Source organism: Massilia sp. Dwa41.01b, assembly GCF_014171775.1.
Taxonomy (GTDB): domain Bacteria; phylum Pseudomonadota; class Gammaproteobacteria; order Burkholderiales; family Burkholderiaceae_D; genus Telluria.
This window is the reverse complement of record NZ_CP050454.1, coordinates 3558456-3582365: the sequence shown is the minus strand read 5'-3', so window position 1 is coordinate 3582365 and position 23910 is coordinate 3558456. Positions and strand designations below refer to the sequence as shown.

Below are 23910 nucleotides of genomic sequence, written 5' to 3'. Positions count from 1 at the left end.
GCCTATGGCAGGCAGGGCGTAAAGCGGCGTAAAGAACGTCGACCTGCCTGTATTTACCGCTCCGGATGTCGGTTGCACTATGTACGTTACGAAACATAGTGTGCCGATTCGTCATGCTACATTCCAAGCTCATTGCATAGCACTCAGCGCGCCTGATAAAGGCCCCATTGCAGCGTTGCATCGTCTCGGCGTACTTTCGTACTGTCTTCGACGGTGCGCCTTGCACTGGAGCCTTTCTCAGGCGCGCTCGGTCGCAGACCGAATAACAAGGATGAGCATGGATTCGAACGTTTCCCCCAACAAGGCTCCGAAAACCGACACCGAACGCCGCCGCGGCAAGCGCATCGGCACCATCGTCGCCGTGCTGGCGATGGCGGCGCTGGCCGCACTGGCCTGGTACCTGACCCATCGCACGCCGCAGGGCGCGGGCGGACCGGGTGCGGCCGGCACCCAAGGATCTGCTGGCGGGGGACGTGGCGGCGGCGCACCTGGCGGGGGCGGCGGCCGCGGCGGGCGCGGGGCGCCGGCCACCACCGTCGGCGTGGCGACGGCCGAGCAGGCGAACATTCCGGTCACGCTCGAGGCCTTGGGAACGGTGACGCCGGCGGCCGTGGCCACCGTGCGCCCCCAGGTCTCGGGGTGCTGCAAAGATCCTCTTCACCGAAGGCCAGATGGTGCGCGCCGGCCAGGTGCTGGCCACGATCGACCCGCGCCAGTCGGAAATCGCCCTGTTGCAGGCCACGGGCCAGCGCCAGCGCGACGAAGCCCAGCTGGAAAACGCGCGCCTGCTGCTCTCGCGCTACCGCACGCTGCTCGAACAGGACTCGATCGCGCGCCAGGAAGTCGACACCCAGGCCGCGCTCGTGCGCCAGCTGGAAGCGACCGTGAAAACCGATACCGCGGCCGAGAACCTGGCGCGCCTGAACCTCTCCTACGCGCAGGTGAAGGCGCCGATCTCGGGCCGTGTCGGCCTGCGCACGGTCGACATCGGCAACCTGGTCGGCAGCGGCGACGCCAACGGCATCGCCGTCATCACCCAGTTCTCGCCGATCGACGTCGAATTCGCCGTGCCCCAGGACCAGGTCCCCGAACTGCAGGGCCGCATCGCCGAGAACGCGAAGCTGCCGGCGACCGCCCTGGACCGCACCCGCAGCACGACGCTCGCCACGGGCCGCTTCGCCGCGCTCGACAACCAGGTCGATACCCAGACCGGCACCGTGCGCGCGAAAGCCCGTTTCGACAATGCCGACAACAAGCTTTTCCCCAGCCAGTTCGTCAACCTGCGCCTGCAGATCCGCACCATCGAGAACGCCGTGGTGGTGCCCGTGAACGCACTGCGCCACGGCGCCGACGGCGACTTCGTCTACGTGCTCAATGAAGCCGCGCGCACGGTTTCGCTGCGCAAGGTCAAGCGCGGGCAGGCGACTGTCGATCGCATCCAGGTGAGCGAGGGCCTGAAGGCGGGCGAGAAAGTGATCACGGAAGGGGCCGACCGGCTGAAGGATGGAGCGAAGGTGACCCTGCCGGGCGATCGGCCGCAGGGAGCTGCGGGCGGGCAGCGCGGGCAGGGCGCTGCACGTGGCCAGGGTGCCCAGGGCGAGCGTCCGCGCCGCCAGCGCGAAGGAGCGGGCCAATGATGGGTTTCGTAGGGTGGGCTCTCGAGCCCACGCGGTATGACGCATCCATGTCGAAACCGTCCCGCATCGCGCGCGCGTCGTGTGCGAACACGGTCGTGGTCGATCATCCGTTCAATCCGCGTGGGCACGAGTGCCCACCCTACGGGTCAATGGTGCACCCATGAGCCCCTCCGGCCCCTTCATCCGCCGCCCGGTCGCCACAGCGCTCCTGATGCTGGCCATCGTGCTGGCCGGCCTGGTCGGCTACAAGTTCCTGCCCCTGTCGGCACTGCCCCAGGTCGACTTCCCGACCATCCAGGTGCAGACCCTGTATCCCGGCGCCAGTCCCGAGGTCATGTCGCGCACCGTCACCGCCCCGCTCGAACGCCAGTTCGGCCAGATGTCGGGCCTGACGCGCATGAGTTCGACCAGCGCGGCGGGCGTGTCGGTGGTGACGCTGCAGTTCGGCCTCGGCCAGACGCTGGACGTGGCGGAACAGGAAGTGCAGGCCGCGATCAATGCCGGCGGCTCGCTGCTGCCGGCCGACCTGCCGGCGCCGCCCGTCTACGCCAAGGTGAATCCGGCCGACGCCCCCGTGCTGACGCTGGCGATTACCTCGGATACGTTGCCGCTCACGGAAATCCAGAACCTGGTCAACACGCGCCTGGCCCTGAAGATCAGCCAGGTCTCGGGCGTGGGCCTGGTCTCGCTCTCGGGCGGACAGCGCCCCGCGGTGCGCATCCAGGCCGATACCGAGGCACTGGCCTCGCACGGCCTGGGGCTCGACACGCTGCGCAGTGCGATCACGGCGGCGAATGCCAACAGTGCCAAGGGCAGCTTCGACGGCCCGACGCGCGCCTATGCGATCAACGCCAACGACCAGCTGGTCACCGTCGACGATTACAAGAACCTGATCGTCGCTTACCGCAACGGCGCGCCGGTGCGCCTGGAAAACGTGGCGCGCGTGGTCGACTCGGCCGAGAACGTGCGCCTGGGCGCCTGGGCCAACCTGAAACCCGCGATCATCCTGAACGTGCAGCGACAGCCCGGCGCGAACGTGATCGCCACCGTCGACGCCATCAAGGAGCGCCTGCCGGAACTGCAGGCCGGCCTGCCAAGCGCCCTGCGCCTGGACGTGCTGTCCGACCGCACCACGGGCATCCGCGCCTCGGTCGAACACGTGCAGATCGAGCTGCTGCTGGCCGTGGTGCTGGTCGTGCTGGTGATCTTCGCCTTCCTCCACAGCGTGCGCGCCACGGTGATCGCCAGCCTGGCCGTGCCGATCTCGCTGGTCGGTACCTTTGGCGTGATGTACCTGCTCGGCTACAGCCTGAACAACCTGTCGCTGATGGCGCTGACGATCGCCACCGGCTTCGTCGTCGACGACGCCATCGTCATGATCGAGAACATCGCGCGCTATATCGAAGAGGGCGAAAAGCCAATGGCGGCCGCCATCAAGGGCGCGGCGCAGATCGGTTTCACCATCATCTCGCTGACGGTGTCGCTCATTGCCGTGCTCATTCCGCTGCTGTTCATGGGCGACGTGGTTGGCCGCCTGTTCCGCGAGTTCGCCGTGACGCTGGCCATTACCATCCTGATTTCGGGCCTGGTGTCGCTGACGCTGGTCCCGATGATGTCGGCGCGCTGGCTGCGCAGCCATGAGGAAGAAAAACCGGGCAAGTGGGCGCGCAAGACCCAGGCCTTTTTTGAGCGCGTGATCCACAAGTACGACCGTGGCCTCGAGTGGGTATTGGCGCGCCAGGGCCTGACCCTGATCGTCGCACTTGCCACGCTGGGGCTCACCGCCTTGCTGTGGGTGGTGATCCCGAAAGGCCTGTTCCCGACCCAGGACACGGGCCAGCTGCAGGCGCGGGTGGAAGCGCGCCAGGCGATTTCATATGCGCGCATGGCCGAGATGCAGCAGGCGGCGGCCAAAGCCATACTCGAGGATCCAGAAGTGGAGTCGCTGGCATCCAATGTCGGAGTCGATGCCGCCAACAACACGATGCTCCACACGGGCACCATGCTGATCAACCTCAAGCGCGATCGCGACGGGGATCTGGATGAGATCATGGACCGGCTGCGGAAGCGCGTTGCGAACGTGGCGGGCGTCACGCTCTACCTGCAGCCCACCCAGGACCTGACCATCGATGCCGAAACGGGGCCTACCCAGTACCGGGTGTCGCTGGAAGGCGCCGACAATGCCATGGTCATCGACTGGGCAAACAAACTGGTCGCGCAGATGGGCCAGCAGAAGCGCCTGCGCAACGTCACCACCGACGCCGGCGCGAAGGGCATGGCCGCCGTGGTGCACATCGACCGCGACACCGCTTCCCGTCTTGGTATCACGGCGTCCTCCATCGATGACGCCCTCTACAGCGCGTTCGGCCAGCGCATCGTCTCGACCATCTTCACCGAAACCAACCAGTACCGCGTGATCCTGGAAGCGCAACAGGACGAGGCCATGTCCCTGGCGGCACTCGGCCGCCTGCAACTGCGCACGAGTTCCGGCGAGCCGACCCCTTTGTCCGCCGTGGCCACCATCCGCGAGGAAGAAGCGCCGCTGCAGGTGACCCACGTGGCCCAGTACCCGGCCACCACCATCGGCTTCGACACCGCGCCCGGCACGTCGCTTGGCCAGGCCGTCGACGCCATTCGCGAGGCGGCAAGCGACATCAAGCTGCCCGCCTCGGTGACGCTGAACTTCCTCGGCGCTTCCGGTGCCTACGAAAACTCGCTGTCGAACCAGCTCTGGCTGATCCTGGCGGCAGTGGTGTGCGTCTACATCGTGCTGGGCGTGCTCTACGAGAGCTACATCCACCCGCTGACGATCCTGTCGACCTTGCCCTCGGCCGGCGTCGGCGCGCTGCTGGCCCTGTGGATCACGGGCCAGGGCCTGGGCGTGATCGGCATCATCGGCATCATCCTCCTGATCGGCATCGTCAAGAAGAACGCGATCATGATGATCGACTTCGCCATCGAGGCCGAGCGCGACGGGGGCAAGAGCCCGCTCGAGGCGATCCGCCAGGCGGCGCTGCTGCGCTTCCGGCCGATCCTGATGACGACGCTGGCGGCCCTGTTCGCCGCCGTGCCGCTGATGTTCGGCTGGGGCGAGGGCGCCGAACTGCGCCGGCCGCTGGGCCTGGCCATCTTCGGCGGCCTGATCGTCAGCCAGCTGCTCACGCTGTTCACGACGCCGGTGATCTACCTGGCCTTCGACCGGGTGTCGCGGCGCTGGTCCGGACGTGCGCCGAGCAAACCGCATGAGGTCGGCGCATGAATTTGTCGAAGCCTTTTGTCCAGCGCCCGATCGCGACCGTCCTGCTGACGCTCGGACTGGCGCTGGCAGGCATCGCCGCCTTCTTCGTGCTGCCGGTCTCGCCGCTGCCGCAGGTCGATTTTCCGACGATTTCGGTGTCGGCGTCGCTCCCCGGTGCGAGCCCGGAAACCATGTCCAGCAGCGTGGCGACGCCGCTCGAACGCCGGCTGGGGGTGATCGCGGGTGTCAACGAAATGACCTCGAACTCGGGAAATGGCTCCACCCGCGTCAGCCTGCAGTTCGACCTGAACCGCAAGATCGACTCCGCGGCGCGCGAAGTGCAGGCCGCCATCAACGCGGCCCGTGCCGACCTGCCGGCAACCTTGCGCAGCAACCCCACCTACCGCAAGGTCAACCCGTCGGATGCGCCCGTCATCATCCTGGCGCTCACCTCGAAGACGCGCAGCCCGGGCCAGATCTATGAAGCCGTGTCGAACATCGTGCAGCAACGCCTGGCCCAGGTGCCGGGCGTGGGCGAAGTGGAGATCGGGGGCGGCTCGCTGCCGGCGGTGCGCGTCGAATTGAATCCCTATGCGCTGAACCGCTACGGCGTCTCGGCCGAGGACGTGCGCGCGGCCATCCAGGCCAGTAATCCGAACCGCCCGAAAGGCGCCATCGAAGGCGACGGCCGCCGCCTGCAGATCTATTCGCAGGCCGACACCGCGACGAACGGCAGGACCGCCGCCGACTACCGCGGCCTGGTGGTCGCCTGGCGCGATGGCGCGGCCATCCGCCTGCAGGACATCGCAGAGGTCATCGACGGCCCGGAAAACATCAACACCCTGGGCCTGTTCAACGGCGAGCCGGCCGTGATCGTGCTGATCACGCGCCAGCCGGCGGCGAACGTCATCGAAACGGTCGACGGCGTGCGCGCGCTGCTGCCAGTCCTGCAGGCGCAACTGCCAGGCGACGTCACCCTGCAGGTGGCGTCCGATCGCACAAACTCGATCCGCTCCTCGCTGCACGAGATCGAATTCACGCTGATGCTCTCGATTTTGCTGGTGGTGCTGGTGGTGAGCGTCTTCCTGCGCAGCGTGCGCGCCACCATCATCCCGGCGGTGGCAACCATCGTCTCGCTGCTCGGCACCTTCGGCGTCATGTACATGCTGGGCTTCAGTCTGAACAACCTGTCGCTGATGGCGCTGACGGTGGCCACCGGTTTCGTCGTCGACGATGCCATCGTGGTGCTGGAGAACACGGCGCGCCACATCGAGGCGGGGATGGACCGCATGGCAGCCGCCTTGCTGGGCGCGCGCGAAGTGGGTTTTACCGTGCTGTCGATCAGCCTGTCGCTGGTGGCCGTCTTCATCCCGCTCCTGTTCATGGGCGGCCAGGTCGGGCGCCTGTTCCGCGAGTTCGCCGTCACCTTATCAAGCGCGGTCATGATTTCGCTGGTCATTTCGCTGACGACCACGCCGATGATGTGCGCCTGGCTGCTCAAGAAAGGCCACACCATCGAGCGTCCGCCGGGCCGCCTGGCACGCTGGGCCGAGGGCGGCTTCAACCGCCTGCTGCGCGTGTACGAGCGCGCGCTCGACTGGGCGCTGGGCAGCATGGGCCTGGTGATGGTGATCCTGGTGTTCGTCATCGGCCTGAACGTGTACCTGTTTTCAAGCGCGCCGAAAGGCTTCTTCCCGCAGCAGGACACGGGCCAGATCAGCGGCGGCATCCGCGCCGACCAGAGTATCTCCTTCCAGGCCATGCAGGCAAAAATGCGCCAGCTGGTGAACATCATCAAGCGCGACCCGGCCGTCGACACCGTGGTCGGTTTCACCGGTGGCGGCAGGGCAGGGGGCGGCTTCATGTTCATCAACCTCAAGCCCGCCTCCGAGCGCCTTGACAAGGGCCAGGCCGTGATTGCGCGCCTGCGCCCGAAACTCGCGCGCGTGACGGGCGTGTCGCTGTTCCTGAATCCGGTGCAGGACCTGCGCATGGGCGGGCGCTCCAGCAATTCCACCTACCAGTACACCCTGAAAAGCGACAACAGCGAAGACCTGAAGGAATGGGCCGGCAAGCTGGCCGACGCCATGAAACGCCAGAACGCGCTGGTCGACGTCGATACCGACCAGGCCGAGAACGGGGTCGAGATGTATGTCTCGATCGACAAGCAGACGGCCGCCCGCCTGGGCATCAGCACGCGCGACGTCGACAATGCGCTCTACAACAACTTTGGCCAGCGCCAGGTGGCCAACATCTACGATGAGCTGAACCAGTACCACGTGATCATGGGCGTGGCGCAGAAGTATGCGCAGTCGCCGGAAGCGCTCAAGGATGTGTATGTGCCGGCGCGCGGCAGCGGCGGCAGCGCCAATGCCGCCACGGCGTCGGCCAGCGCCGGTGCATCCAACGCGGCGGCGAGCGGCAGCACCCCGGCGCCCGCGTCCACGCTCAGTGGCACGCGCGATGCGTCCAGCGGCGCCGCCCTGTCCGGCAGCGCCGCCAGCATGGTGCCCCTGTCCGCCATCGCCAGCTTCGCCGAAAGCTCCACCCCGACCTCGGTGAACCACCAGGATGGCGAACTGGCGACCACGGTGTCGTTCAACCTCGCCGAAGGCTTCAACCTGGAGGATGGCCAGGCGGCGGTACGCCAGGCCGAAGCCGATATCGCCATGCCGGCCAACGTGCGCGGCAGCTTCGAGGGCACGGCACGCGCGGCGCAGGAATCGAACCAGCAGCAGCCGCTGTTGATCGCTGCGGCCATCGTCGTGATCTACATCGTGCTGGGCATCCTGTACGAAAGCCTGATCCACCCGATCACCGTGCTGTCCACCTTGCCCTCGGCCGGCGTGGGCGCGGTGCTGGCCCTCCTGATGTTCAACATGGAGTTTTCGATCATCGCGCTGATCGGCGTGTTCCTCCTGATCGGCATCGTCAAGAAGAACGCCATCCTGATCATCGACTTCGCGCTCGAACTGGAACGCTCGAAGGACGTGCCGGCCCTGGCCGCCGTGCGCGAAGCCTGCCTGCTGCGCTTCCGCCCGATCCTGATGACGACCCTGGCCGCGGCGCTGGGCGCGCTGCCGCTGGCGATCGGCTTCGGCGAAGGCTCCGAGCTGCGCCAGCCGCTGGGCATTGCCATCATCGGCGGCCTGATCGCCAGCCAGTTGCTGACCCTGCTGACCACGCCGGTGGTCTATGTCCTGCTCGACAAGCTGCGCCGCAAGACGCCGGGCGAGCGCGAACTGGCACGCCATCCGATCGACGAAGCCGTCCCCTCCATTTCACGATGAGACACCGTATGCAGAGAACCACGCCGTTTCGACTGACCCTGCTGGCACTGGCCCTGAGCCTTGCCGGCTGCGCCGTGGGCCCGGCCTACCGCGTTCCGGAAACGCCGGCACCGGCCAGCTTCAAGGCGCTCGATGGCTGGGTGCCGGCGGCACCGGCGGACGCGCTCGAGCGCGGGCCCCGGTGGCAGCTGTTCAGGGACCCGGTGCTGGACAGTCTCGCGGCCGGGGTCGAGGTCTCGAACCAGAACGTGGCGCTGGCCGCCGCCAATTATGCGCAGGCGCGCGCCCAGGTGGCGCAAGCGCGCGCGACCCTGTTCCCGACCCTGGATGCCACCCTCTCCGGCAACCGCTCCGGCGTGCGCGGGGAAAGTGCCGGCAGCAGCTACCGCCTGAACCTGGGCGGCAGCTGGGAGCCGGACGTCTGGGGCGCCTGCGCGCCGGCGTGACGAGCGCCCAGGCCGGCGCCGCGGCGAGCGCCGCCGACCTGGCGAACGCGCGGCTGTCGGCCCGGGGCGAAGTCGCCGCCAACTACTTCAGCCTGCGCGCGCTCGACGCCCAGCATGCCTTACTTAAGCGCACGATCGCCGGCTACGAGCGCGAACTGCAGATCACCCAGAACCGCTTCAAGGTCGGCATCAATGCCCGCACCGACGTGCTGCAAGCCGAAACCCAGCTGGCCAGCGCCCGCGGCGACGAACTGACCCTGGTGCGCCAGCGTGCCCAGTTCGAGCATGCGATCGCGATCCTGCTCGGGCGCGCGCCGGGCGCGTTCGCGCTGGCGCCGCTGCCCGAATGGCAGGTGACGGTACCCGATGTGCCGGTGGGCGTACCGGCCACGCTGCTGCAGCGCCGTCCGGATATCGCCGCGGCCGAGCGCGATGTCGCCGCCGCGAACGCGGAGATCGGCATCGCGCGCGCGGCGTATTTTCCGAACATCGGCCTGTCCGCATCCGGCGGCACGGCGGCCAGCCGCGTGGCCGACCTGTTCTCGGTGTCGAACGCCGCCTGGTCCTTCGGCCTGTCGGCGGCGCAGTCGATCTTCAATGCCGGCGCGACGCGCGCGGGCGTGGCCGCGGCCGAGGCGCGCCATGCGGCGGCGGTCGCCCGCTACCGCCAGACGGTGCTGAACGCCTTTGCCGATGTCGAGGACCAGCTGACCGCGACGCGCGTGCTGGCGCAGCAGCAGGAATTGCGGCGCCAGGCATCGCAGGCGGCCGACCTGGTCGAGCAGCAGGTGATGAACCGCTACCGCGCCGGCCAGGTGGGCTATACGGAAGTGGTGCAGGCGCAGGTGACGGCCTTGAACGCACGCCGCGCGCTGCTGCAGGTGCAGTCCGACCGGCAGACGGTGGCGGTGGCGCTGATCCAGGCGCTCGGCGGAGGCTGGCAGGCGCCGGCGCATCCTTGAAAGCGGGCGGATCGGGCCCATATCGAGTGCTCATCCATACGACAGGGCCCGCCATGTTCTTCTTCCGCCATCCCAGGCCAGTCATCGATGGCCGCGCCGTGGCCGTGCAGGTGGTGCAGCAGAAGGCCACGCGCGAGACCTCGCATGCGGTGCTGGTGGTCGATACGCCTGCGGGAGCCGGGAAGGCCGGCATGCCAGACACGCCGTCTGCGAACGACAAGCGGCCCGCAGCCTGATCCGCGTGCATGGGCCACGCCGGCGCCTTACATCTCGGGCCCCTCGCCCTCGCCGGGCTCGCCCGGCACATGGCGAATGATGTCGCCCGGCTGGCAGGCCAGCCGCTCGCAGATCTTCTCCAGCGTCGAGAAGCGGATGCCCTTCACCTTCCCCGATTTCAGCAGGCTCAGGTTCTGTTCCGTGATGCCCACATAGGCGGCCAGTTCCTTCGATTTCACCTTGCGCTGGGCCAGCATCACGTCCAGGTGCAGCACGATCGCCATCAGACGAAGCCCTCGTTGTCTTCGGCGATGCGGCGCGCCTCGTGCATCATCGCCGCGACCACGAAGAACAGGGCGCAGACGAGCAGCAGCAGGAGCTCTTCCGACGACACGCCGAGATTCAGGGGCCGGGCCGCCGCGCCGAAACCATGGCGCCATACCAGCACGCGCAGCGCCGGTTCGATGCCGGTCAGGAGCAGGGCCGTGAGAATACCGGCGACGAAGGCCTTCATGTCGCCCACCGTGCGCAGCGCGAACATGCTCCCGGCGGCGCAGGCGCGCAGCATGCGGTCCAGGCGCCAGAGCGCATAAGCGAACGTCAGCAGGACCGGCAGCGCACAGGCGAGCCCGGCCCAGCGCAACGGGGAGCCAGGCCGGCCACCGCGCCCGGCGCCAGCCCGCGCGGAAAGAACTGCATCGCGATGGGCCCGGCATGCAGCGGTTCCGGGAACATCCAGGACAGCATGAAATAGGCCAGCTGCAGCAGGGCCAGCAAGCCCGCCAGCGCGCGCACGACGCGGACGTATCTTGTCATTGACTTATTGTTATTCATTAACTTATTATCGTTTAACATTAATTTATTATTTAATGACAATCAGTATAACAGGAGGCGGGATGCGAATCGGATTCATGGCGGCAGGCTTGTTGGCGGGGGCATTACTGACGGGCTGCATGCAGGTGCGGGTGACGGAACGCCAGTTCATCCGGCCCGATGCGCCCGGCCGGGCGCCGGATGAACGGATGGCCGTCGAAGGGGTGAAAGACCTGTCGGTGCGGGCAGCGGATGGCGTCGCACTGAATGGGGTCCTGTTCGAGCAGCCGGGCGCACGCAGTACGCTCGTCTACTTTGGCGGCAACATGTTCCACCTCGACCAGCACCTGGACGCCTTGCTGCCGGTGCTGGCTGCGTGCGGCACGAATGTCGCCATGTTCGACTACCGCGGCTATGGCCGCACTCCCGGCCAGCCGACCGTCGAGAACATGGGGCTGGACGCCCTCGCCATCTTCGACGCGCTCAACGCCCGCTATCCGGGCCGCGTCATCGTGCATGGCCAGTCGCTGGGCGGCTTCATGGCCGCGAACGTGGCCCCAGGCGCGGCCGGTACTGGCGGCGGTACTCGAGACCACGGCGACGAACGCGACCGGCCTGGTCGAGTCGCAGCTGCCGTGGTATGCCCGGCCCTTCGTCAGCATCGAGATGGCCGCGCCGCTGCGCCAGGCCGACAACCTCGCGGCCGCGGCACGCTTTGCGGCACCGACGCTCGTCATCGCGGCAGGAAAGGACCGCACGACGCCGCCGCGCATGGGCAAGGCCGTGTTCGATGCCGTACCGCGCAGCGACAAGCGCTGGCTGCTGCTGGAGGACGCCGGCCATAACGGCGCCCTGCATGCCCCCGGCGCGGGGGCGGCCTACTGCGATTTCGTGCGTGCCGCGGCCGGCTGATCAGGCGCGCATATCCCCGGCCGCGATGACGGCGGCGCCACACAGGGCCAGCGCCACCCCGGCAACATCGCTCCAGCGCGGGGTGAGGCCGTCGACCAGCCAGAGCCAGGCCAGCGCGGTGGCAATGTAGACGGCGCCATACGTCGCATACACGCGGCCGCTGGCGGTGGGGTGGAGGGTGAGCAGCCAGACGAAGAGCACAAGGCTGGCGGCGGCCGGAACCAGCACCCAGGGCGCCGCTTTACCGGTCAGCCAGAGCAGCGGCAGGTAGCAGCCGACCAGCTCGGCGACGGCTGTCGCGAAGAACAGGCCGAAGCCGCGCGCCAGCGTCGGCAGGTCAAGGGTCATGCATGCCCTGTTGCGCCGGCGCCGTCGACTCCCGCGGCGCCATCGGCAGGTGGAAGGCTGGCCGCCGCGGCAGCCAGTGCGGAGGCACAGTCCGCGCGGCAGGTGCCTGCCAGCGCCATGTCCTCGACGGTGAAACAATCGCTTGCAGGCGCGCCGCTGCAGCTCGCGTCGCAGCGGTTCACGAAAGCGGCCAGGCTGCTCTCCAACCGGCGCATCTCGCCGATCTTGTGGCGGACCTCGTCCAGCTGCGACTGGGCGAGGCTGCGCACTTCGGCGCAGGGCCGCCCGCCGTCCTCGAACAATGCGGCCATCGCGCGCACCTGTTCGATCGGGAAACCGAAGTCGCGGCAGCGCTTGATGAAACCCAGGCGCCGCAGGTCGGCAGGGCGGTAATAGCGGTGGCCGTTGGCGCCGCGCTGCGGACGCGGCAACAGGCCGATCTGCTCGAAATAGCGGATCGTCGGCACGCTGCAGGCCGTGCTTGCAGCCATGGCGGCGATGGTCAATCGTGGTTGCGTCATCTCTTCCCCCGAAAAAGCGTGCACCTCGAGCGCCTGGCGCTCCCATCTTCCCATCATAAACACTTCGTCTATCATGCAGGCATATGTATCGGAAAATTGTCTAAAGAGAAAACATTTCCAAGTAGAATTAGCGCACGCTAAACGACCGTTCGCCGCAAGCGACGGGGACCTTGAAAGGGACACATGAACGGGGCCGACCGACTTCACGCATTCGACAACCTGCGCGCCGTGATGATGTGGCTCGGCATCCTGCTGCATGTCGCCATCAACCATACGACCGGTCCGTCGCCGCTGCCGTGGCGCGATTCCCGGACCACGCCGCTGGCCGACCTGGTCCTGCTGTTCATCCACGCCTTCCGCATGCCGGTGTTTTTCATCCTTGCCGGATTCTTTGTCGCGCTACTGGTCGCGCGGCGCGGGTATGCGGGCATGCTGCGCCAGCGGCTGCGCCGGCTCCTGCTGCCCTTCGTCGTCTTCTGGCCCATCCTCATCGTCTGCACGACGCTGCTGATGCTGGTGTACGTGCACGTGATGGCACGCGGAACGATCGGCATCGACGTCTCGCTGCTGGCGCGGAAAGGCGCCGGTGCCAGCCCCTTCAACACCATGCACATGTGGTTCCTGTATTACCTGACCTGGTTCTGCGTGCTGACGGCGGCGCTGGCACCGCTGTGGGAGCGCGCCTCGCCGGCGCTGCGCCAGGCGGTCGACACGGTCTACCTGGCGCTGGCGCGCAACTGGTGGGGCCTGCTGCTCCTGGCCATCCCGCTGGCGGTCGTGGGTTCCTTCTATCGCGCCGGCATGCTGGCCTCGAGCGGCTCCTTCATGCCGCAACTGCCCGAGACCGTGCACAACGGCCTGTTCTTCGTGTTCGGCCTGCTCGCCTACCGCCACCAGGACAGCCTGTTCCCGCGTTTCGTGAAGACCTGGCCGATCCATGCGATCGTGGGCCTGGCCGTGTTCGTCGTCGTGCTCGGCCTGTTCAAGACCTTCGTGACCAGGCCCGGCGCGGTGCCCCATATCGAAGTGTGGATCGCCTTCCTCTACAACCTGGCCAGCTGGCTCTGGAGCCTTGCCCTGATCGGGCTGTTCCTGCGTTACCTGCCACGCCAGAACCGGGTCTTGCGCTATGTATCCGAGAGTTCTTACTGGGTCTTCCTGGTACACATGCTGGGAACGATCGGCTTCGGCATCCTGGTCTACAGCCTGCCGGCGGGACCCCTCGTCAAGATGCTGATCAATGTGGCCGCAACGACCGCCGCATGCCTGCTGAGCTACCAGCTGTTCGTGCGCCGTACCTTTGTCGGCGTGCTGCTCAACGGTAGGCGCCTGCCTGGCGCCTCGCCCAGCGCTGCGCCAGCACCGCACACACCATCAGCTGGATCTGGTGGAACAGCATCACCGGCAGGATGATCATCCCCAGCGCGCCGGGTGCGAACAGGACTTTCGCCATCGGCACGCCGGTAGCCAGGCTCTTTTTCGAGCCACAGAACACGATCGTGATCTCGTCTTCCTGCGAAAAGCCCAGGCGCCGGCTGGTCCAGGTTGCCAGGGCCAGTGCGATGGCCAGCATGACGCAGGACAGGACGATGAGCGCGGCCAGCGTCGTGCCGGAGATCTGCTGCCACAGCCCCTGGCCGACGGATTCCGAAAACGCCGTGTACACCACCAGCAGGATCGAGCCCTGGTCGACATAGCGCAGCGCCGGCTTGTGGCGGTCGACGAAGGCGCCGATCCAGGGACGCAGCAGCTGGCCGGCGAGGAAAGGCAGCAGCAGCTGTTCGACGATCGCCGCTACCGCCGACCAGCCGAAGCCGGCGCCGCCGCCGCCACGGACGATCAACGCACCGGCCAGCAGCGGCGTGAGGAAAATCCCGAGGAAGTTCGAGGCCGACGCGCTGCAGACGGCCGCCGCCACGTTCCCGCGCGCCATCGCGGTAAAGGCGATCGAGGACTGCACGGTGGAGGGCAGCACGCACAGGAACAGGATGCCCAGGTAGAGGTCGGGCGTGAGCAGGGTCAGTGCCACCGGTTTCAAGGCGATGCCCATCAGCGGGAACATCACGAAGGTCGAGGCCAGCACCAGCAGGTGCAGGCGCCAGTGCAGCAGGCCGGCGACCACCGCCTCGCGCGAGAGCTTGGCGCCGTGCAGGAAGAACAGCAGGCCAATCGCCAGCGTGGTGAGGTCGCCGAGAACGGCGGCCACCCGGCCGGACGCCGGCAGGAAGCTCGCCAGCACGACCATGCCGAGCAGCGCCACTGTGTAGGGTTCGATGGCGAATCGGTGCGCAATCTGGCGCATGAGGGTGGAGACGGATGCCATGACGGTCTTTCGAAGAGCAGGCCTTGCGGGCAAAACGGCCATTCTAGCGCTTGCGGAGAAAGCCCTGTATTGACGTCTGCCCTCGGGCCAAAAAACCGTTTTGCGGCTGTGGCAACCGGGCTATACTCGCGCTTTGTTTTCACTCATCCGGGGTCCCGCCTTGTTCAAGTACATCGTCCTGCCCGCCGTTCTGTTGGGCGCCGCCGCCAATGCCGCCGCCGACGAAGGCCAGTGGCAACCGCACCAGCTGCCGCAGCTGAAATCCGAACTGAAACGCATCGGTATCACGATGCCGGCCGAGAAGCTGGCCGACCTGTCGAAGCATCCGATGAGCGCGATCGTCTCGCTGGGCGGCTGCTCGGCATCCTTCGTGTCGCCGGACGGCCTGGTGGTCACCAACCACCATTGCGGCTACAACGCCATCCAGCGCAATTCGACGCCCGAGAAGAACTACATCGTCGACGGTTTCCTGGCCAGGACCCGCGCCGAGGAACTGCCGGGCGGCCCGAACACGCTCGTGTACGTGACGGAAAAGGTCGAGAACGTCACCGATCGCGTGCTCAAGGGCCTGGGCGAGAACATGTCCGGCCGCGAGCGCAACGAGGCGATCTCCGCGCGCATCAAGGCGCTCATCGCCGAATGCGAGAGCGACAAGGCCTACCGCTGCTCTGTGCCGGCCTTCCACCGCGGCCTGGAGTACTACCGCATCAAGCAGCTGATGATCCGCGACGTGCGCCTGGTGTATGCGCCGTCGGACAAGATCGGCAACTTCGGCGGCGACATCGACAACTACGAGTGGCCGCGCCAGACCGGCGACTATTCTTTTCTCCGCGCCTATGTCGGCCCGGACGGCCGCCCGGCCGACCCGTCGCCGAACAACGTGCCCTACAAATCGAAGGACTTCCTCGTTCTCTCCGCCGAAGGCTTGAAAAACGGCGATCCGATCCTGCTGGCCGGCTACCCGGGCCGCACCAGCCGCTACAAGCTGCCGTCTGAAATCCGCTTCGCGCGCGACGTCGACTTCCCCGGCAAGGTCGCCACCATCACCGCGGATCTCGCCGTGATCGCGGAAGCTACGCGCGGCAATGCGGCCTGGGACGTGCGCTATGCCAGCGTGGCGAAAAGCCTGAACAACGTGCTCAAGAAGACCCAGGGCCTGCTCGACGGCTTCGCGCGCAAGGACATCGCCGCCATCAAGGACGTGCAGGATGCCGAGTTCCGCAGCTGGTATGCCCGCAGTGGCAAGATCACCGGCAGCGGACCGAAGCTGCTGACCGACCTGGATGCCGTCATCGGGCTCGACATGGCACTCTCGCGCGAAGAGGGCGCCTATGCGGAAGCCACCCACAGCGACTTGTTGAAGAGCGCACGCATCCTGTACCGCCTGGCCCAGGAGCGCGCCAAGCCGGACGCCCAGCGCGAAAGCGGCTACCAGGACCGCGACCTGTCGTTCATCAAGGCGCGCCTGACCCGCCTCGAACAGTCCTTCGTGCCGAGCGTGGACCGTGCGCGCTGGGCCGCCGCCCTGGGCCGCTACGCGAAAGTGGACGCCAAGTTGCATCCGCAGGGTCTTGACGCGCTGCTGCCGAACGCCAGCCAGCTCGACGCCTTCTACCAGAAGACCGAACTGGCCGACACCGCCAGGCGCCTGGCCTGGATGGAGCAAAGCGCCGACGCCTTCCGCAAGTCGAACGATCCCTTCATCGCGCTTGCCGTGCGCCTGAACGACGTGGCCAATGGCCTGGAGGAGCGCCGCAAGGAAGTCGACGGCAACCTCGACCGCACCATCCCGCAGTACATGGCGGCCGTCATCGCGTATAAAAAATCGCAGGGCAAGCCGGTCTACCCGGACGCGAATTCGACGCTGCGCGTGACCTACGGGACCGTGTCGCCGTACTCGCCGCGCGACGGGCTGGTGAAGGGTCCGTTCACGACCGTCGAGGGCATCGTCGAGAAGGCGACCGACAAGGATCCGTTCCTGGTGCCGGCGGCGCTGCTTAATGCGGTGAAAGCCAGGCGCTACGGCGTGTTCAAGGATCCGGTGCTGAACACCGTGCCGGTGAATTTCCTGTCCAGCGCCGACACCACAGGCGGCAACTCGGGTTCGGCCGTGATGAACAAGCGCGGCGAACTGGTGGGCTTGAACTTCGATTCGACCTACGAGTCGATCACCAAGGACTGGTACTTCGACACGGCGATCACGCGCGCGATCCACGTCGACATCCGCTACATGCTGTGGGTGATGAAGGAAGTCGACCATGCCGACAACCTGCTCAAGGAAATGACGATCAAGTACCCGAAGAAATAAGGGGGATCGATGGTCTCGGAACCGCGGCCGGAGCGATCCCGCCGCGGTTTTTTATTGCGCCGCCCTTACGGAAACCGAATCTCGAACCTCGTCTCGCCGGCGCCGGTCGAACCGAGCGCATACGGAAACCCGTGTCGCGTCAGCACCTCGCGCACGAACATCAATCCAATGCCCTGGCCGCCGGGCTTGGTACTGAAAAAGGGCGTGAACAGCTGGCGCGGCGACTGTTCGCCCAGCAGGTCGGCCGAGTCGCTGACCGACAGCAGGGCGCCGCCGTCGCACGCGTCCAGGGCGAATTCCACATGCCCGCCTTCGCTGCCCGCAGCCTGGCGCGCCAGCACCGCCTCGATGGCGTTCTTGACGATATTGAGCAGGGCCTGTTCCATCAGCTGGGCGTCCATCGGCCGGGGCGCGACCGCGTCGCAACGGCGCCAGCCGATGCCGATGCCGCGGCTGGCGCATTGTTCGCGGTTCAGCCACAGGATGTCGTCGACCATGTCCCTGATGTTCACCGGGCGCAGCTCCGGCGCCGGCATCTTCACCACGCGCGTGAAGCGGTCGATGAATTCGCCGAGGCTGACGTTGCGCCGCTTGACGGCGTCGATCGCGGTGGAAAAGTCGGCAGCATCGGGCGCGGTGAGCTGGCCGCGGTAGAACAGCAGCGAATCGAGCACCGAGCGCGTGGCCGCCACGGTATTGTTGACCTCGTGCGCCAGTACCCGCACCAGCTTGGCATAGGTGGCGCGTTCCGAGTCTTCCAGTTCGGCGGTCAGTTCCTCGACCATCAGGAAGTGGCGTGCGAAGCCGCGGTCGTAGAACTGGCCGCGCTGGGCGCGGTAGCGGCGGCCTTCGGTATCGGTCAGCAGGCGGCTTTCGCCCTGGGGCAGGGCGTCGAGCTGGGCGATCAGGTCGAGACTGCGTTCGCGCCCGCGCGCGTCCAGCCCTGGCGCCAGCGGCGCCGTGCCGTCGAGCCATGCCGCCAGCGCCCGCCCATGCGCCGCGTCGACGCCGAGCAAGGCATGGGCGCTGGCATTGAGGAGGGTGACCGCGCCGTCGAAATCGAAGACCAGCACGGCGCTCGGCGTGGCCTCCAGCAGGCGGTCGAGGAAGCCCTGCTGCTCGCCGGCGGCCAGGCGCTCGCGGTGCAGCGTGGCCAGCAGCGCGTTGAACATGCCGACCAGTTCCGCCAGTTCCGGCGAGTCCGGTGCGGCCAGGCGGTTGGCATAGTTCTGGTCCTGCAGCAGGTCGTGGAAGCGCCGCGTGTAGCCGAGCGGCTCGAGCGCGCGGCGCAGCAGCGCCAGGCCGGCCGCCAGGCTCGCCAGCAGCGCCAGTTCGGCGCCGACAAACAGGAGCGGACGATCGAGCAGCAGCACGGCCGCCAGCACGAACAGCAGCACGTGCAGGCCGAGCAGGTAGCCGCCCAGCCGCAGCCGCAGCGTCACAGGCCGGTCTCCTGGCTGTCGCCGGCGCCGGGTTCGCACAGGCCGTGCCGTTCGAGCCGGCGATACAGGGCGGTACGCGACAGCCCCAGGGTCTTGGCCACGCGCGAGATGTTCCCGCCGTGCTGCTCGAGCGCCTGTTCGATCATGCGGCGCTCGACCTGTTCCAGCGTCATGCCGTCCAGGCCCAGGGCGCAGGCTGGACGGCGCGGCGGCATCGTCGAAACCGCCGGCGGCAGCCAGGTCGGCCTGGGTCAGCTGCGCCTTGCCGGACCAGGAGCATCGTGCGCTCGAGCGTCTGCTTGAGCTGGCGGATATTGCCGGGCCAGGGCTGGGACGACAGCCACTCGAGGGCGCCGCTGGTGAGCGTGATCTCGCCCAGCCCATAGCCGCTGGCGACCGTGGCGACGATGTGGCGTGCCAGTAGCGGGATGTCGCTACGACGCTCGCGTAGCGGCGGCAGGCGGATCGTGATCAGGTTCAGCCGATAGAACAGGTCTTCGCGGAACTCGCCCGTCGCGACCAGTTCGGCCAGTTCGCGGTTGGTCGCCGACACCACGCGCACGTCGGCCTGTTCGCTGCGGCTGGCACCGACCGGCTGGTAGCGCCCGTCCTGCAGCACGCGCAGCAGCTTGACCTGGTCGCCGCGACCGAGCTCGCCGATCTCGTCGAGGAAGAGGGTGCCGCCTTCGGCACTGGCGACATGGCCCTTGCGGTCGCTACGCGCATCGGTGAAGGCGCCGCGCACATGGCCGAACATCTCGCTTTCGAACAGCGTCGGCGTGATCGCGCCCATGTTGATCTTGACGATGGGCTGCGCCGCGCGCGGGCTGTTGCGGTGGATGGCGTCGGCCACCAGTTCCTTGCCGGTGCCGCTTTCGCCGAGGATCAGCACCGGTGCGCGCGTGCGCGCAACCTGGCCGATCGTGGCCAGCACGCGCAGCAGTTTCGGGTGTTCGCCGACGATGCCGCCGAAGTCGAACCCGGCGTCGAGGTCGCGCCGCGGCTGGCGGCCGGCGGCGTCGCCGATGGAACTGTTCAGCTCCAGCGTGGCGCGCACCAGTTCGGCCAGCTGCGCATTGTCCCGTGGCTTGGTAAAGAAGTTGGCGGCGCCGGCCTTGATGCCGGCCACCGCCAGCCCGATCGAACCCCAGGCCGTCATCAAGAGCACTGGCAGGCCGGGGTGGCGTTCGCGCACCTGCGCCAGCAGGGCCAGGCCTTCCTCGCCGCTGGTCTGCAGCGAAAAGTTCATGTCCTGCAGGACCAGGTCGACCGGATGGCGTTCGTCCCGGGCGCGTGCCAGCAGGGCCAGCGCCTCGGGTGCGCTGGCGGCGCGCAGCGGCTCGTATCCGGATTGCTTGAGCAGCAGGGCCAGCGACACCTGGACCGCGCCGTCGTCGTCGACGACGAGGATGCGCGGGGGGCGGGTTAGGTGCATCTTTGGTGATTCTTTCTTCGGCTAGTCGTACGGGTGCTACTCGTAATGCAGCGCTTCGGTCGGGCTCAGGCGGCTGGCGCGCCAGCCCGGGTACACGGCGCACAGCAAGGATATCAGATAGATCAGGGCCATCGACAGCAGTGCCGCCGTCGTGAAGACGGTCCAGTTCAGGCTCTCCCCCAACACGCCGGTGACGGGCAGCTGCACCAGCAGGGCCAGGCCGGCGGCAATGGCAATTGAACTGAGCAGGAACTGTTCGGCGACGATCTGGCGGTAGATGCTGGCGGCGCTGGCGCCGACTGCGCGGCGCAGGCCGATCTCCGGGATGCGCTGGGTGGTGTTCTGCCACAGCGCGCCGAACAGGCCAAAGGCGACCATCAGCAGCATGAAGGCGGCGATCACGGCCACCACGACCAGGGGCGTGGTCTGCGACTTGAGCATGCCGGCGCGGCTGGAGGAGAGCGGCGAGATCTGGAAGGACCAGTCGTTGCGGATCAGCTTCAGGCGGCGGTTCAGGCTGGCCTCGAAACTGCGCTCCGTCCCCGGCTTCACCTTCAGCAGGATGGTGCGCGCGTCGCGTCCATTCTTGCCGGGCGCGAGCCGGAGGAAGGCCAGGTTGACCGGCGCCGACAGCTCGCCCTTGGGACGGTAGGCATCGACCACGCCGACCACGCGGTAGCTGATGGAATCCTTGGCGCTTTCGCCGTCGGAAAAGCGCTGGCCAACTGCCCGTTCGCCCGCGAACATGGCATCGGCCATGCGGCGGTTGATCACGGCCGGGCGGTCGGCGCTGCCGTTATCCAGCGCCGAAAACCAGCGGCCCTCGACCACGTGCAGGCCGAGTGTGGCGGGGAGGGTGTCGTCCGCTTCCAGCAGGTCGGTATCGACCGACTTGCCGTTCGCACGCCGCAGGTCGCTCGTCATGGTGGAGCGCGAGTAGGGCTCGAAGCTCATGAAGGCAACGGCGCGCACTTCCGGCAGCTCGGCCAGGCCGCGCCGCAGGCTGTCGTAGGTGCTGTCGTCGAAGCGCTTCTGGCCGTCGTCGCCGGCCTGGATGTTGACCGACCAGACGTCGGTGCCGTCGAAGCCGAGCGGCATGGCGTAGAGCTGGGCATAGCGCACAGCGCAGGCGGCGACGGCGAAGACGATGGCGAAGGCGAGCAGGATCTCCAGGCTCAGCATCAGGTTCCTGGACTTGCGTTTCCAGGTCAGTTTCAACAGGTGGCGGAACATCAGTTGGCTCCCTTCAGGGCATGGACGGGATCGAGGCGCGACATTTTGAGTGCGGGCAGCACGCCCGAGAGCAGGCCGAATACGGTGGCGATCAGCATGCCCCAGCCGAACACGGCGAGATTCAGGTCGACCTTCAGGTAGGGAATCAGGCCGGCACCCTCGATCCAGGACAGCACCGCGGCAGTGGCGGCAAGCGCCAGCAGGCCGCCGGCCAGCGACAGCAGCACGTTCTCGACGATCAGCTGCACGGCAAGCTGGCCGCTGGTGGCACCAAAGGCCTTGCGCACGCCGATCTCGGCGCGCCGCTCGAGGATGCGGCCAGTGTTCAGGTTGACCAGGTTCAGGGCCGGCAGCAGCATGAAGACCAGCATCGCGCCGGCGACCATGGCGATCAGCTTGCCCGAACCAGGATCGGGCTTGTCGTCGTTACCGAGAAGGATGCGCGCGAACAGATCGAGCTTGCTGTCGGCCCAGAAGAAGATCGTTGGCCACTGTTTCGGGTCGTCCGCCACCACGCCTTTGGCGATCGCCGCCACCTGCTCGCGGATGCGCGGCAGGTCCCCGGTGCGATGGGCCAGCACCAGTGCGGTGAACATTCCGGTCAGCTGGTTGCGGTACTCGCTCGACGCGAAGGTGGAGATCGGCGCCCAGATGTCGGCGTAGGCGTTCAGGTGCATCGCATCCTCGACCACGCCGACGACCTCGAACAGCTGCCCGCCGGCGTCGATGCGCTGGCCGATGGCGGCCTGCGGCTGGCCCGGGAACAGGCGCCGCGCGCTGGTGGCGTTGAGCACCACGACCATGCGCCCGGCGGCATCGTCGGCGGGGGTGAGGAGACGTCCGGCCAACAGGCGGAAATCGAGGATCTTCCAGTAGTCGGCATCGACGCGGCGCATCTGCAGCTCGCTGACGCTGCCGCCCTGGTACACCGACACCGCGGCCGGCATGGTCAGTGCGGCGACCCGCTCGACACCCGGCATCGGTTTCACGTACTTGTCGATCAGCTTGTAGCCGAGGGGGCTGTTGCTGCGGCTGGTGTGGTCCGCGCTCTCCATGCGGATCGCGTAGACCTGCAGGAAGCGCTCGCTCCTGCCCTCGACGCCGGAGGGACGGAAGGCCGTTTCCAGCAGCGAGGCGATCACCATCAGTACCAGCAGCGTGATGACGATGCACAGCAGGTTGATCAGCGTGAAGAGCTTGCGGCGCATGAAGACCTTCCACGCGGTGAGGAGGTAGTTGCGGATCATGGCCTCTCCTTATGCCACCAGCTGGCCGTCGAAGACGCGCACGATGCGGTTGGTGCGGCGCGCCTCGCGTTCGTCGTGGGTCACCATCACCACGGTCGTGCCTTCGGCGTTGAGCTTGAGGAGGATGTCCATCACTTCCTCCCCCATCTTGCTGTCGAGGTTACCGGTCGGCTCGTCGGCCAGCAGTACCTGCGGCCGGCCGACGATGGCACGGGCGATCGCCACGCGCTGCTGCTGGCCGCCCGACAGCTGGTTCGGGTAGTGGTCCATGCGCGCGCCCAGGCCCACCTTTTCGAGCGCCTCGCGCGCCAGCCGGCGCCGTTCGCTTCCCGCCATCTTCCGGTACAGCAGCGGCAGCTCGACGTTGTCGATCACGCGCAGGTCGGAAATGAGGTGGAAGCTCTGGAAGATGAAGCCGAAGGTGCTGTTGCGCAGCTGGGCAACCTGCTTGTCCTTGTAGCGCGTGATCGGCACGCCGCCGACTTCGATGGCGCCCTGGCCGGGACGGTCGAGCAGGCCGATGAGGTTGAGCAGGGTGCTCTTGCCGCAGCCGCTCGGGCCCATCATGGCGACGAATTCGCCCTGGCGCACGTGCAGGTCGATGTCTTTCAGGGCAAGGGTTTCCACCTTGTCGGTGCGGTAGGTCTTGCTGACTTTGCTGAGCTTGATCATGTCTTCCCCTATATTTTTTTGAGTTAGTCCGCAATACGGATGCTGTCCCGTTCCGCAAAGGCGCGGATGTCGGAAACGATGAAGCGTTCGCCGGGACGCGCACCGGCCACCACCTCGACCAGCTTGCCGTCGCTGGCGCCCAGTTCCAGCGTGGTTTTCCGTGCGACGCCGTCGCGTACGGCAAATGCGGCCTGGCGCCCGCTGCCGTTGAAGGCGGCGCCGCTGTCGAGCACCAGCGCGCCGGTTTTTTGCGCGGTGACGATGTTGACGTCGACCCGCATCTTGTTGCGCAGCAGCGGGTTGTGCGGCTGCGCCAGCTCGACCAGCAGCTTGACGGTGCCGTTCTGGATTTCGGGGAGGATGGTCTGCACGCGGCCGGCCAGGCGCTCGCCGTTCTGTTCGACGCGGACAAGCTGGCCGGCCGCGAGCAGGCGCGCATGGAAGTCCGACAGGGTCGCTTCGACCCGGTAGTTGTTCAGTTCCGACACGCGCGCCAGCAACTGGCCGGCCGCCACGCTGGCGCCTTCTTCCTGCAGCAGGGAAGTGAGCATGCCGGCACGCGGCGCCGTCGCGTGCCCGCGCCAGCAGGCTTTCCTGCTGTGCGATCTGCTTCCTGAGGATGTCCATCTGCAGGCGGACACCGTCGATCCCGCTGGCCGTGGCGCGGCGGCTGTCGACGATCTGCTCGCGCTGCTGGCGCAGCTGGACCTCGATGCGCTTGACGTTCAGTTCCGCGCCCAGCAGGTCTTCGCCGGAGACCAGGCCGCTCTGGCGCAGCTTCTGGTTGCGTTCGTGGCGGGCGCGCGCCGACAGCAGGTCGAGTTCGAGCAGCTCGATGGCGCTGACCAGCCCTTTTTGCTTCTGTTC

General features: G+C 67.2%; 19 protein-coding genes and 3 pseudogenes. 9 read left to right on the top strand and 13 right to left on the bottom strand.

All coding sequences use genetic code 11. The features are described 5' to 3' along the window. Positions 1 to 277: 277 nt before the first annotated feature. From G4G28_RS16390 to G4G28_RS16370, 5 genes and pseudogenes are all read left to right on the top strand, one after another. Positions 278 to 1637: pseudogene (locus tag G4G28_RS16390) on the top strand (efflux RND transporter periplasmic adaptor subunit). A 160-nt stretch (positions 1638 to 1797) separates the two neighbouring features. Then, positions 1798 to 4896 carry a multidrug efflux RND transporter permease subunit gene (locus tag G4G28_RS16385; RefSeq protein WP_182989066.1) on the top strand — a complete coding sequence of 1033 codons (3099 nt, stop codon included), beginning with the start codon at positions 1798 to 1800 and terminating at the stop codon, positions 4894 to 4896. Beyond that, a complete protein-coding gene (locus G4G28_RS16380) occupies positions 4893 to 8165 on the top strand; it encodes an efflux RND transporter permease subunit (protein ID WP_183107593.1) in 3273 nt (1090 codons plus the stop codon). Before G4G28_RS16385 ends, G4G28_RS16380 begins: the two co-directional genes overlap by 4 nt. An 8-nt stretch (positions 8166 to 8173) precedes the next feature. Further along, positions 8174 to 9573, top strand: a pseudogene (locus tag G4G28_RS16375) (efflux transporter outer membrane subunit). A gap of 53 nt (positions 9574 to 9626) precedes the next feature. Beyond that, positions 9627 to 9809 carry a hypothetical protein gene (locus tag G4G28_RS16370; protein WP_182989065.1) on the top strand — a complete coding sequence of 61 codons (183 nt, stop codon included), beginning with the start codon at positions 9627 to 9629 and terminating at the stop codon, positions 9807 to 9809. A gap of 27 nt (positions 9810 to 9836) precedes the next feature. Here the strand turns inward: G4G28_RS16370 and G4G28_RS16365 are convergent, their stop codons facing one another. The 3 genes from G4G28_RS16365 to G4G28_RS16355 are packed head-to-tail and all read right to left on the bottom strand — an operon-like array spanning position 9837 to position 10605. Continuing rightward, positions 9837 to 10073: a helix-turn-helix transcriptional regulator gene (locus G4G28_RS16365; RefSeq protein ID WP_182989064.1), complete on the bottom strand. Its 237-nt coding sequence runs from the start codon at positions 10071 to 10073 to the stop codon at positions 9837 to 9839. After that, positions 10073 to 10357, bottom strand: a complete 285-nt coding sequence (locus G4G28_RS16360) for a hypothetical protein (RefSeq protein WP_183107592.1) — start codon at positions 10355 to 10357, stop codon at positions 10073 to 10075. The genes G4G28_RS16365 and G4G28_RS16360 overlap by 1 nt, the downstream gene beginning before the upstream one ends. Positions 10358 to 10389: 32 nt before the next feature. After that, entirely contained in the window at positions 10390 to 10605 is a 216-nt protein-coding gene (locus G4G28_RS16355) for a hypothetical protein (RefSeq protein ID WP_183107591.1), read from the bottom strand. Positions 10606 to 10658: 53 nt separating this feature from the next. Between G4G28_RS16355 and G4G28_RS29375 the strand changes: the two are divergent. After that, positions 10659 to 11102 (top strand): annotated as a pseudogene (locus tag G4G28_RS29375) (hypothetical protein); the annotation flags it as partial. Between the two features lie 16 nt (positions 11103 to 11118). Next, positions 11119 to 11514, top strand: coding sequence for an alpha/beta fold hydrolase (locus G4G28_RS26600; protein ID WP_229507685.1), 396 nt, complete (start codon positions 11119 to 11121; stop codon positions 11512 to 11514). Here the strand turns inward: G4G28_RS26600 and G4G28_RS16345 are convergent, their stop codons facing one another. Together G4G28_RS16345 and G4G28_RS16340 are read right to left on the bottom strand one after the other, a co-directional pair. Next, complete coding sequence (locus G4G28_RS16345; protein WP_183107589.1) at positions 11515 to 11862, bottom strand: YnfA family protein; 348 nt, start codon at positions 11860 to 11862, stop codon at positions 11515 to 11517. It lies immediately after the preceding gene. Then, positions 11859 to 12440, bottom strand: coding sequence for a MerR family DNA-binding protein (locus G4G28_RS16340; RefSeq protein WP_202033662.1), 582 nt, complete (start codon positions 12438 to 12440; stop codon positions 11859 to 11861). Before G4G28_RS16340 ends, G4G28_RS16345 begins: the two co-directional genes overlap by 4 nt. Before the next feature lie 126 nt (positions 12441 to 12566). On the opposite strand from G4G28_RS16340, the gene G4G28_RS16335 reads away from it, so the two are divergent. Continuing rightward, positions 12567 to 13796, top strand: a complete 1230-nt coding sequence (locus tag G4G28_RS16335; RefSeq protein ID WP_182989061.1) for an acyltransferase family protein — start codon at positions 12567 to 12569, stop codon at positions 13794 to 13796. On the opposite strand, the gene G4G28_RS16330 is transcribed toward G4G28_RS16335, so the two are convergent. After that, positions 13699 to 14706, bottom strand: coding sequence for a bile acid:sodium symporter family protein (locus G4G28_RS16330; RefSeq protein WP_183107588.1), 1008 nt, complete (start codon positions 14704 to 14706; stop codon positions 13699 to 13701). The two genes, G4G28_RS16335 and G4G28_RS16330, sit on opposite strands and share 98 nt — an antisense overlap. Positions 14707 to 14866: 160 nt before the next feature. Between G4G28_RS16330 and G4G28_RS16325 the strand changes: the two genes are divergently transcribed. Continuing rightward, on the top strand, positions 14867 to 17014 hold the full coding sequence (locus tag G4G28_RS16325) for a S46 family peptidase (RefSeq protein ID WP_182991853.1): 2148 nt from the start codon (positions 14867 to 14869) through the stop codon (positions 17012 to 17014). A 65-nt stretch (positions 17015 to 17079) separates the two neighbouring features. Here G4G28_RS16325 and G4G28_RS16320 read toward each other — a convergent pair whose 3' ends face one another. Genes G4G28_RS16320 through G4G28_RS26590 form a run of 7 tightly spaced genes read right to left on the bottom strand, consistent with a single transcriptional unit; the run spans position 17080 to position 23594 of the window. Beyond that, entirely contained in the window at positions 17080 to 18456 is a 1377-nt protein-coding gene (locus tag G4G28_RS16320) for a PAS domain-containing sensor histidine kinase (protein WP_182991852.1), read from the bottom strand. Then, positions 18453 to 18629 (bottom strand): helix-turn-helix domain-containing protein, encoded by a 177-nt coding sequence (locus G4G28_RS26595; RefSeq protein WP_229507684.1) that lies wholly within the window; start codon positions 18627 to 18629, stop codon positions 18453 to 18455. The genes G4G28_RS16320 and G4G28_RS26595 overlap by 4 nt, the downstream gene beginning before the upstream one ends. After that, a complete protein-coding gene (locus G4G28_RS16315; RefSeq protein WP_229507683.1) occupies positions 18626 to 19891 on the bottom strand; it encodes a sigma-54 dependent transcriptional regulator in 1266 nt (421 codons plus the stop codon). The genes G4G28_RS26595 and G4G28_RS16315 overlap by 4 nt, the downstream gene beginning before the upstream one ends. A 36-nt stretch (positions 19892 to 19927) precedes the next feature. After that, entirely contained in the window at positions 19928 to 21124 is a 1197-nt protein-coding gene (locus G4G28_RS16310; protein WP_182989060.1) for an ABC transporter permease, read from the bottom strand. After that, complete coding sequence (locus tag G4G28_RS16305) at positions 21124 to 22371, bottom strand: ABC transporter permease (RefSeq protein ID WP_182989059.1); 1248 nt, start codon at positions 22369 to 22371, stop codon at positions 21124 to 21126. The genes G4G28_RS16310 and G4G28_RS16305 overlap by 1 nt, the downstream gene beginning before the upstream one ends. Positions 22372 to 22380: 9 nt before the next feature. Continuing rightward, positions 22381 to 23043: an ABC transporter ATP-binding protein gene (locus tag G4G28_RS16300; RefSeq protein WP_182989058.1), complete on the bottom strand. Its 663-nt coding sequence runs from the start codon at positions 23041 to 23043 to the stop codon at positions 22381 to 22383. 23 nt (positions 23044 to 23066) lie between these two features. After that, positions 23067 to 23594, bottom strand: a complete 528-nt coding sequence (locus tag G4G28_RS26590; protein ID WP_229507682.1) for an efflux RND transporter periplasmic adaptor subunit — start codon at positions 23592 to 23594, stop codon at positions 23067 to 23069. Positions 23595 to 23910 lie beyond the last annotated feature (316 nt).

Bases quoted from the DNA above. Each gene is read 5' to 3' on its own strand.
- G4G28_RS16340 (WP_202033662.1), bottom strand. From the start codon at position 12,440: ATGATGGGAAGATGGGAGCGCCAGGCGCTCGAGGTGCACGCTTTTTCG.
- G4G28_RS26595 (WP_229507684.1), bottom strand. From the start codon at position 18,629: ATGACGCTGGAACAGGTCGAGCGCCGCATGATCGAACAGGCGCTCGAG.
- G4G28_RS16360 (WP_183107592.1), bottom strand. From the start codon at position 10,357: ATGCTGCGCGCCTGCGCCGCCGGGAGCATGTTCGCGCTGCGCACGGTG.
- G4G28_RS16315 (WP_229507683.1), bottom strand. From the start codon at position 19,891: ATGCACCTAACCCGCCCCCCGCGCATCCTCGTCGTCGACGACGACGGC.
- G4G28_RS16310 (WP_182989060.1), bottom strand. From the start codon at position 21,124: ATGTTCCGCCACCTGTTGAAACTGACCTGGAAACGCAAGTCCAGGAAC.
- G4G28_RS26600 (WP_229507685.1), top strand. From the start codon at position 11,119: ATGGCCAGTCGCTGGGCGGCTTCATGGCCGCGAACGTGGCCCCAGGCG.
- G4G28_RS16365 (WP_182989064.1), bottom strand. From the start codon at position 10,073: ATGGCGATCGTGCTGCACCTGGACGTGATGCTGGCCCAGCGCAAGGTG.
- G4G28_RS16370 (WP_182989065.1), top strand. From the start codon at position 9,627: ATGTTCTTCTTCCGCCATCCCAGGCCAGTCATCGATGGCCGCGCCGTG.
- G4G28_RS16335 (WP_182989061.1), top strand. From the start codon at position 12,567: ATGAACGGGGCCGACCGACTTCACGCATTCGACAACCTGCGCGCCGTG.
- G4G28_RS16300 (WP_182989058.1), bottom strand. From the start codon at position 23,043: ATGATCAAGCTCAGCAAAGTCAGCAAGACCTACCGCACCGACAAGGTG.
- G4G28_RS16345 (WP_183107589.1), bottom strand. From the start codon at position 11,862: ATGACCCTTGACCTGCCGACGCTGGCGCGCGGCTTCGGCCTGTTCTTC.
- G4G28_RS16330 (WP_183107588.1), bottom strand. From the start codon at position 14,706: ATGGCATCCGTCTCCACCCTCATGCGCCAGATTGCGCACCGATTCGCC.
- G4G28_RS16355 (WP_183107591.1), bottom strand. From the start codon at position 10,605: ATGACAAGATACGTCCGCGTCGTGCGCGCGCTGGCGGGCTTGCTGGCC.
- G4G28_RS16385 (WP_182989066.1), top strand. From the start codon at position 1,798: ATGAGCCCCTCCGGCCCCTTCATCCGCCGCCCGGTCGCCACAGCGCTC.
- G4G28_RS16305 (WP_182989059.1), bottom strand. From the start codon at position 22,371: ATGATCCGCAACTACCTCCTCACCGCGTGGAAGGTCTTCATGCGCCGC.
- G4G28_RS26590 (WP_229507682.1), bottom strand. From the start codon at position 23,594: ATGCTCACTTCCCTGCTGCAGGAAGAAGGCGCCAGCGTGGCGGCCGGC.
- G4G28_RS16380 (WP_183107593.1), top strand. From the start codon at position 4,893: ATGAATTTGTCGAAGCCTTTTGTCCAGCGCCCGATCGCGACCGTCCTG.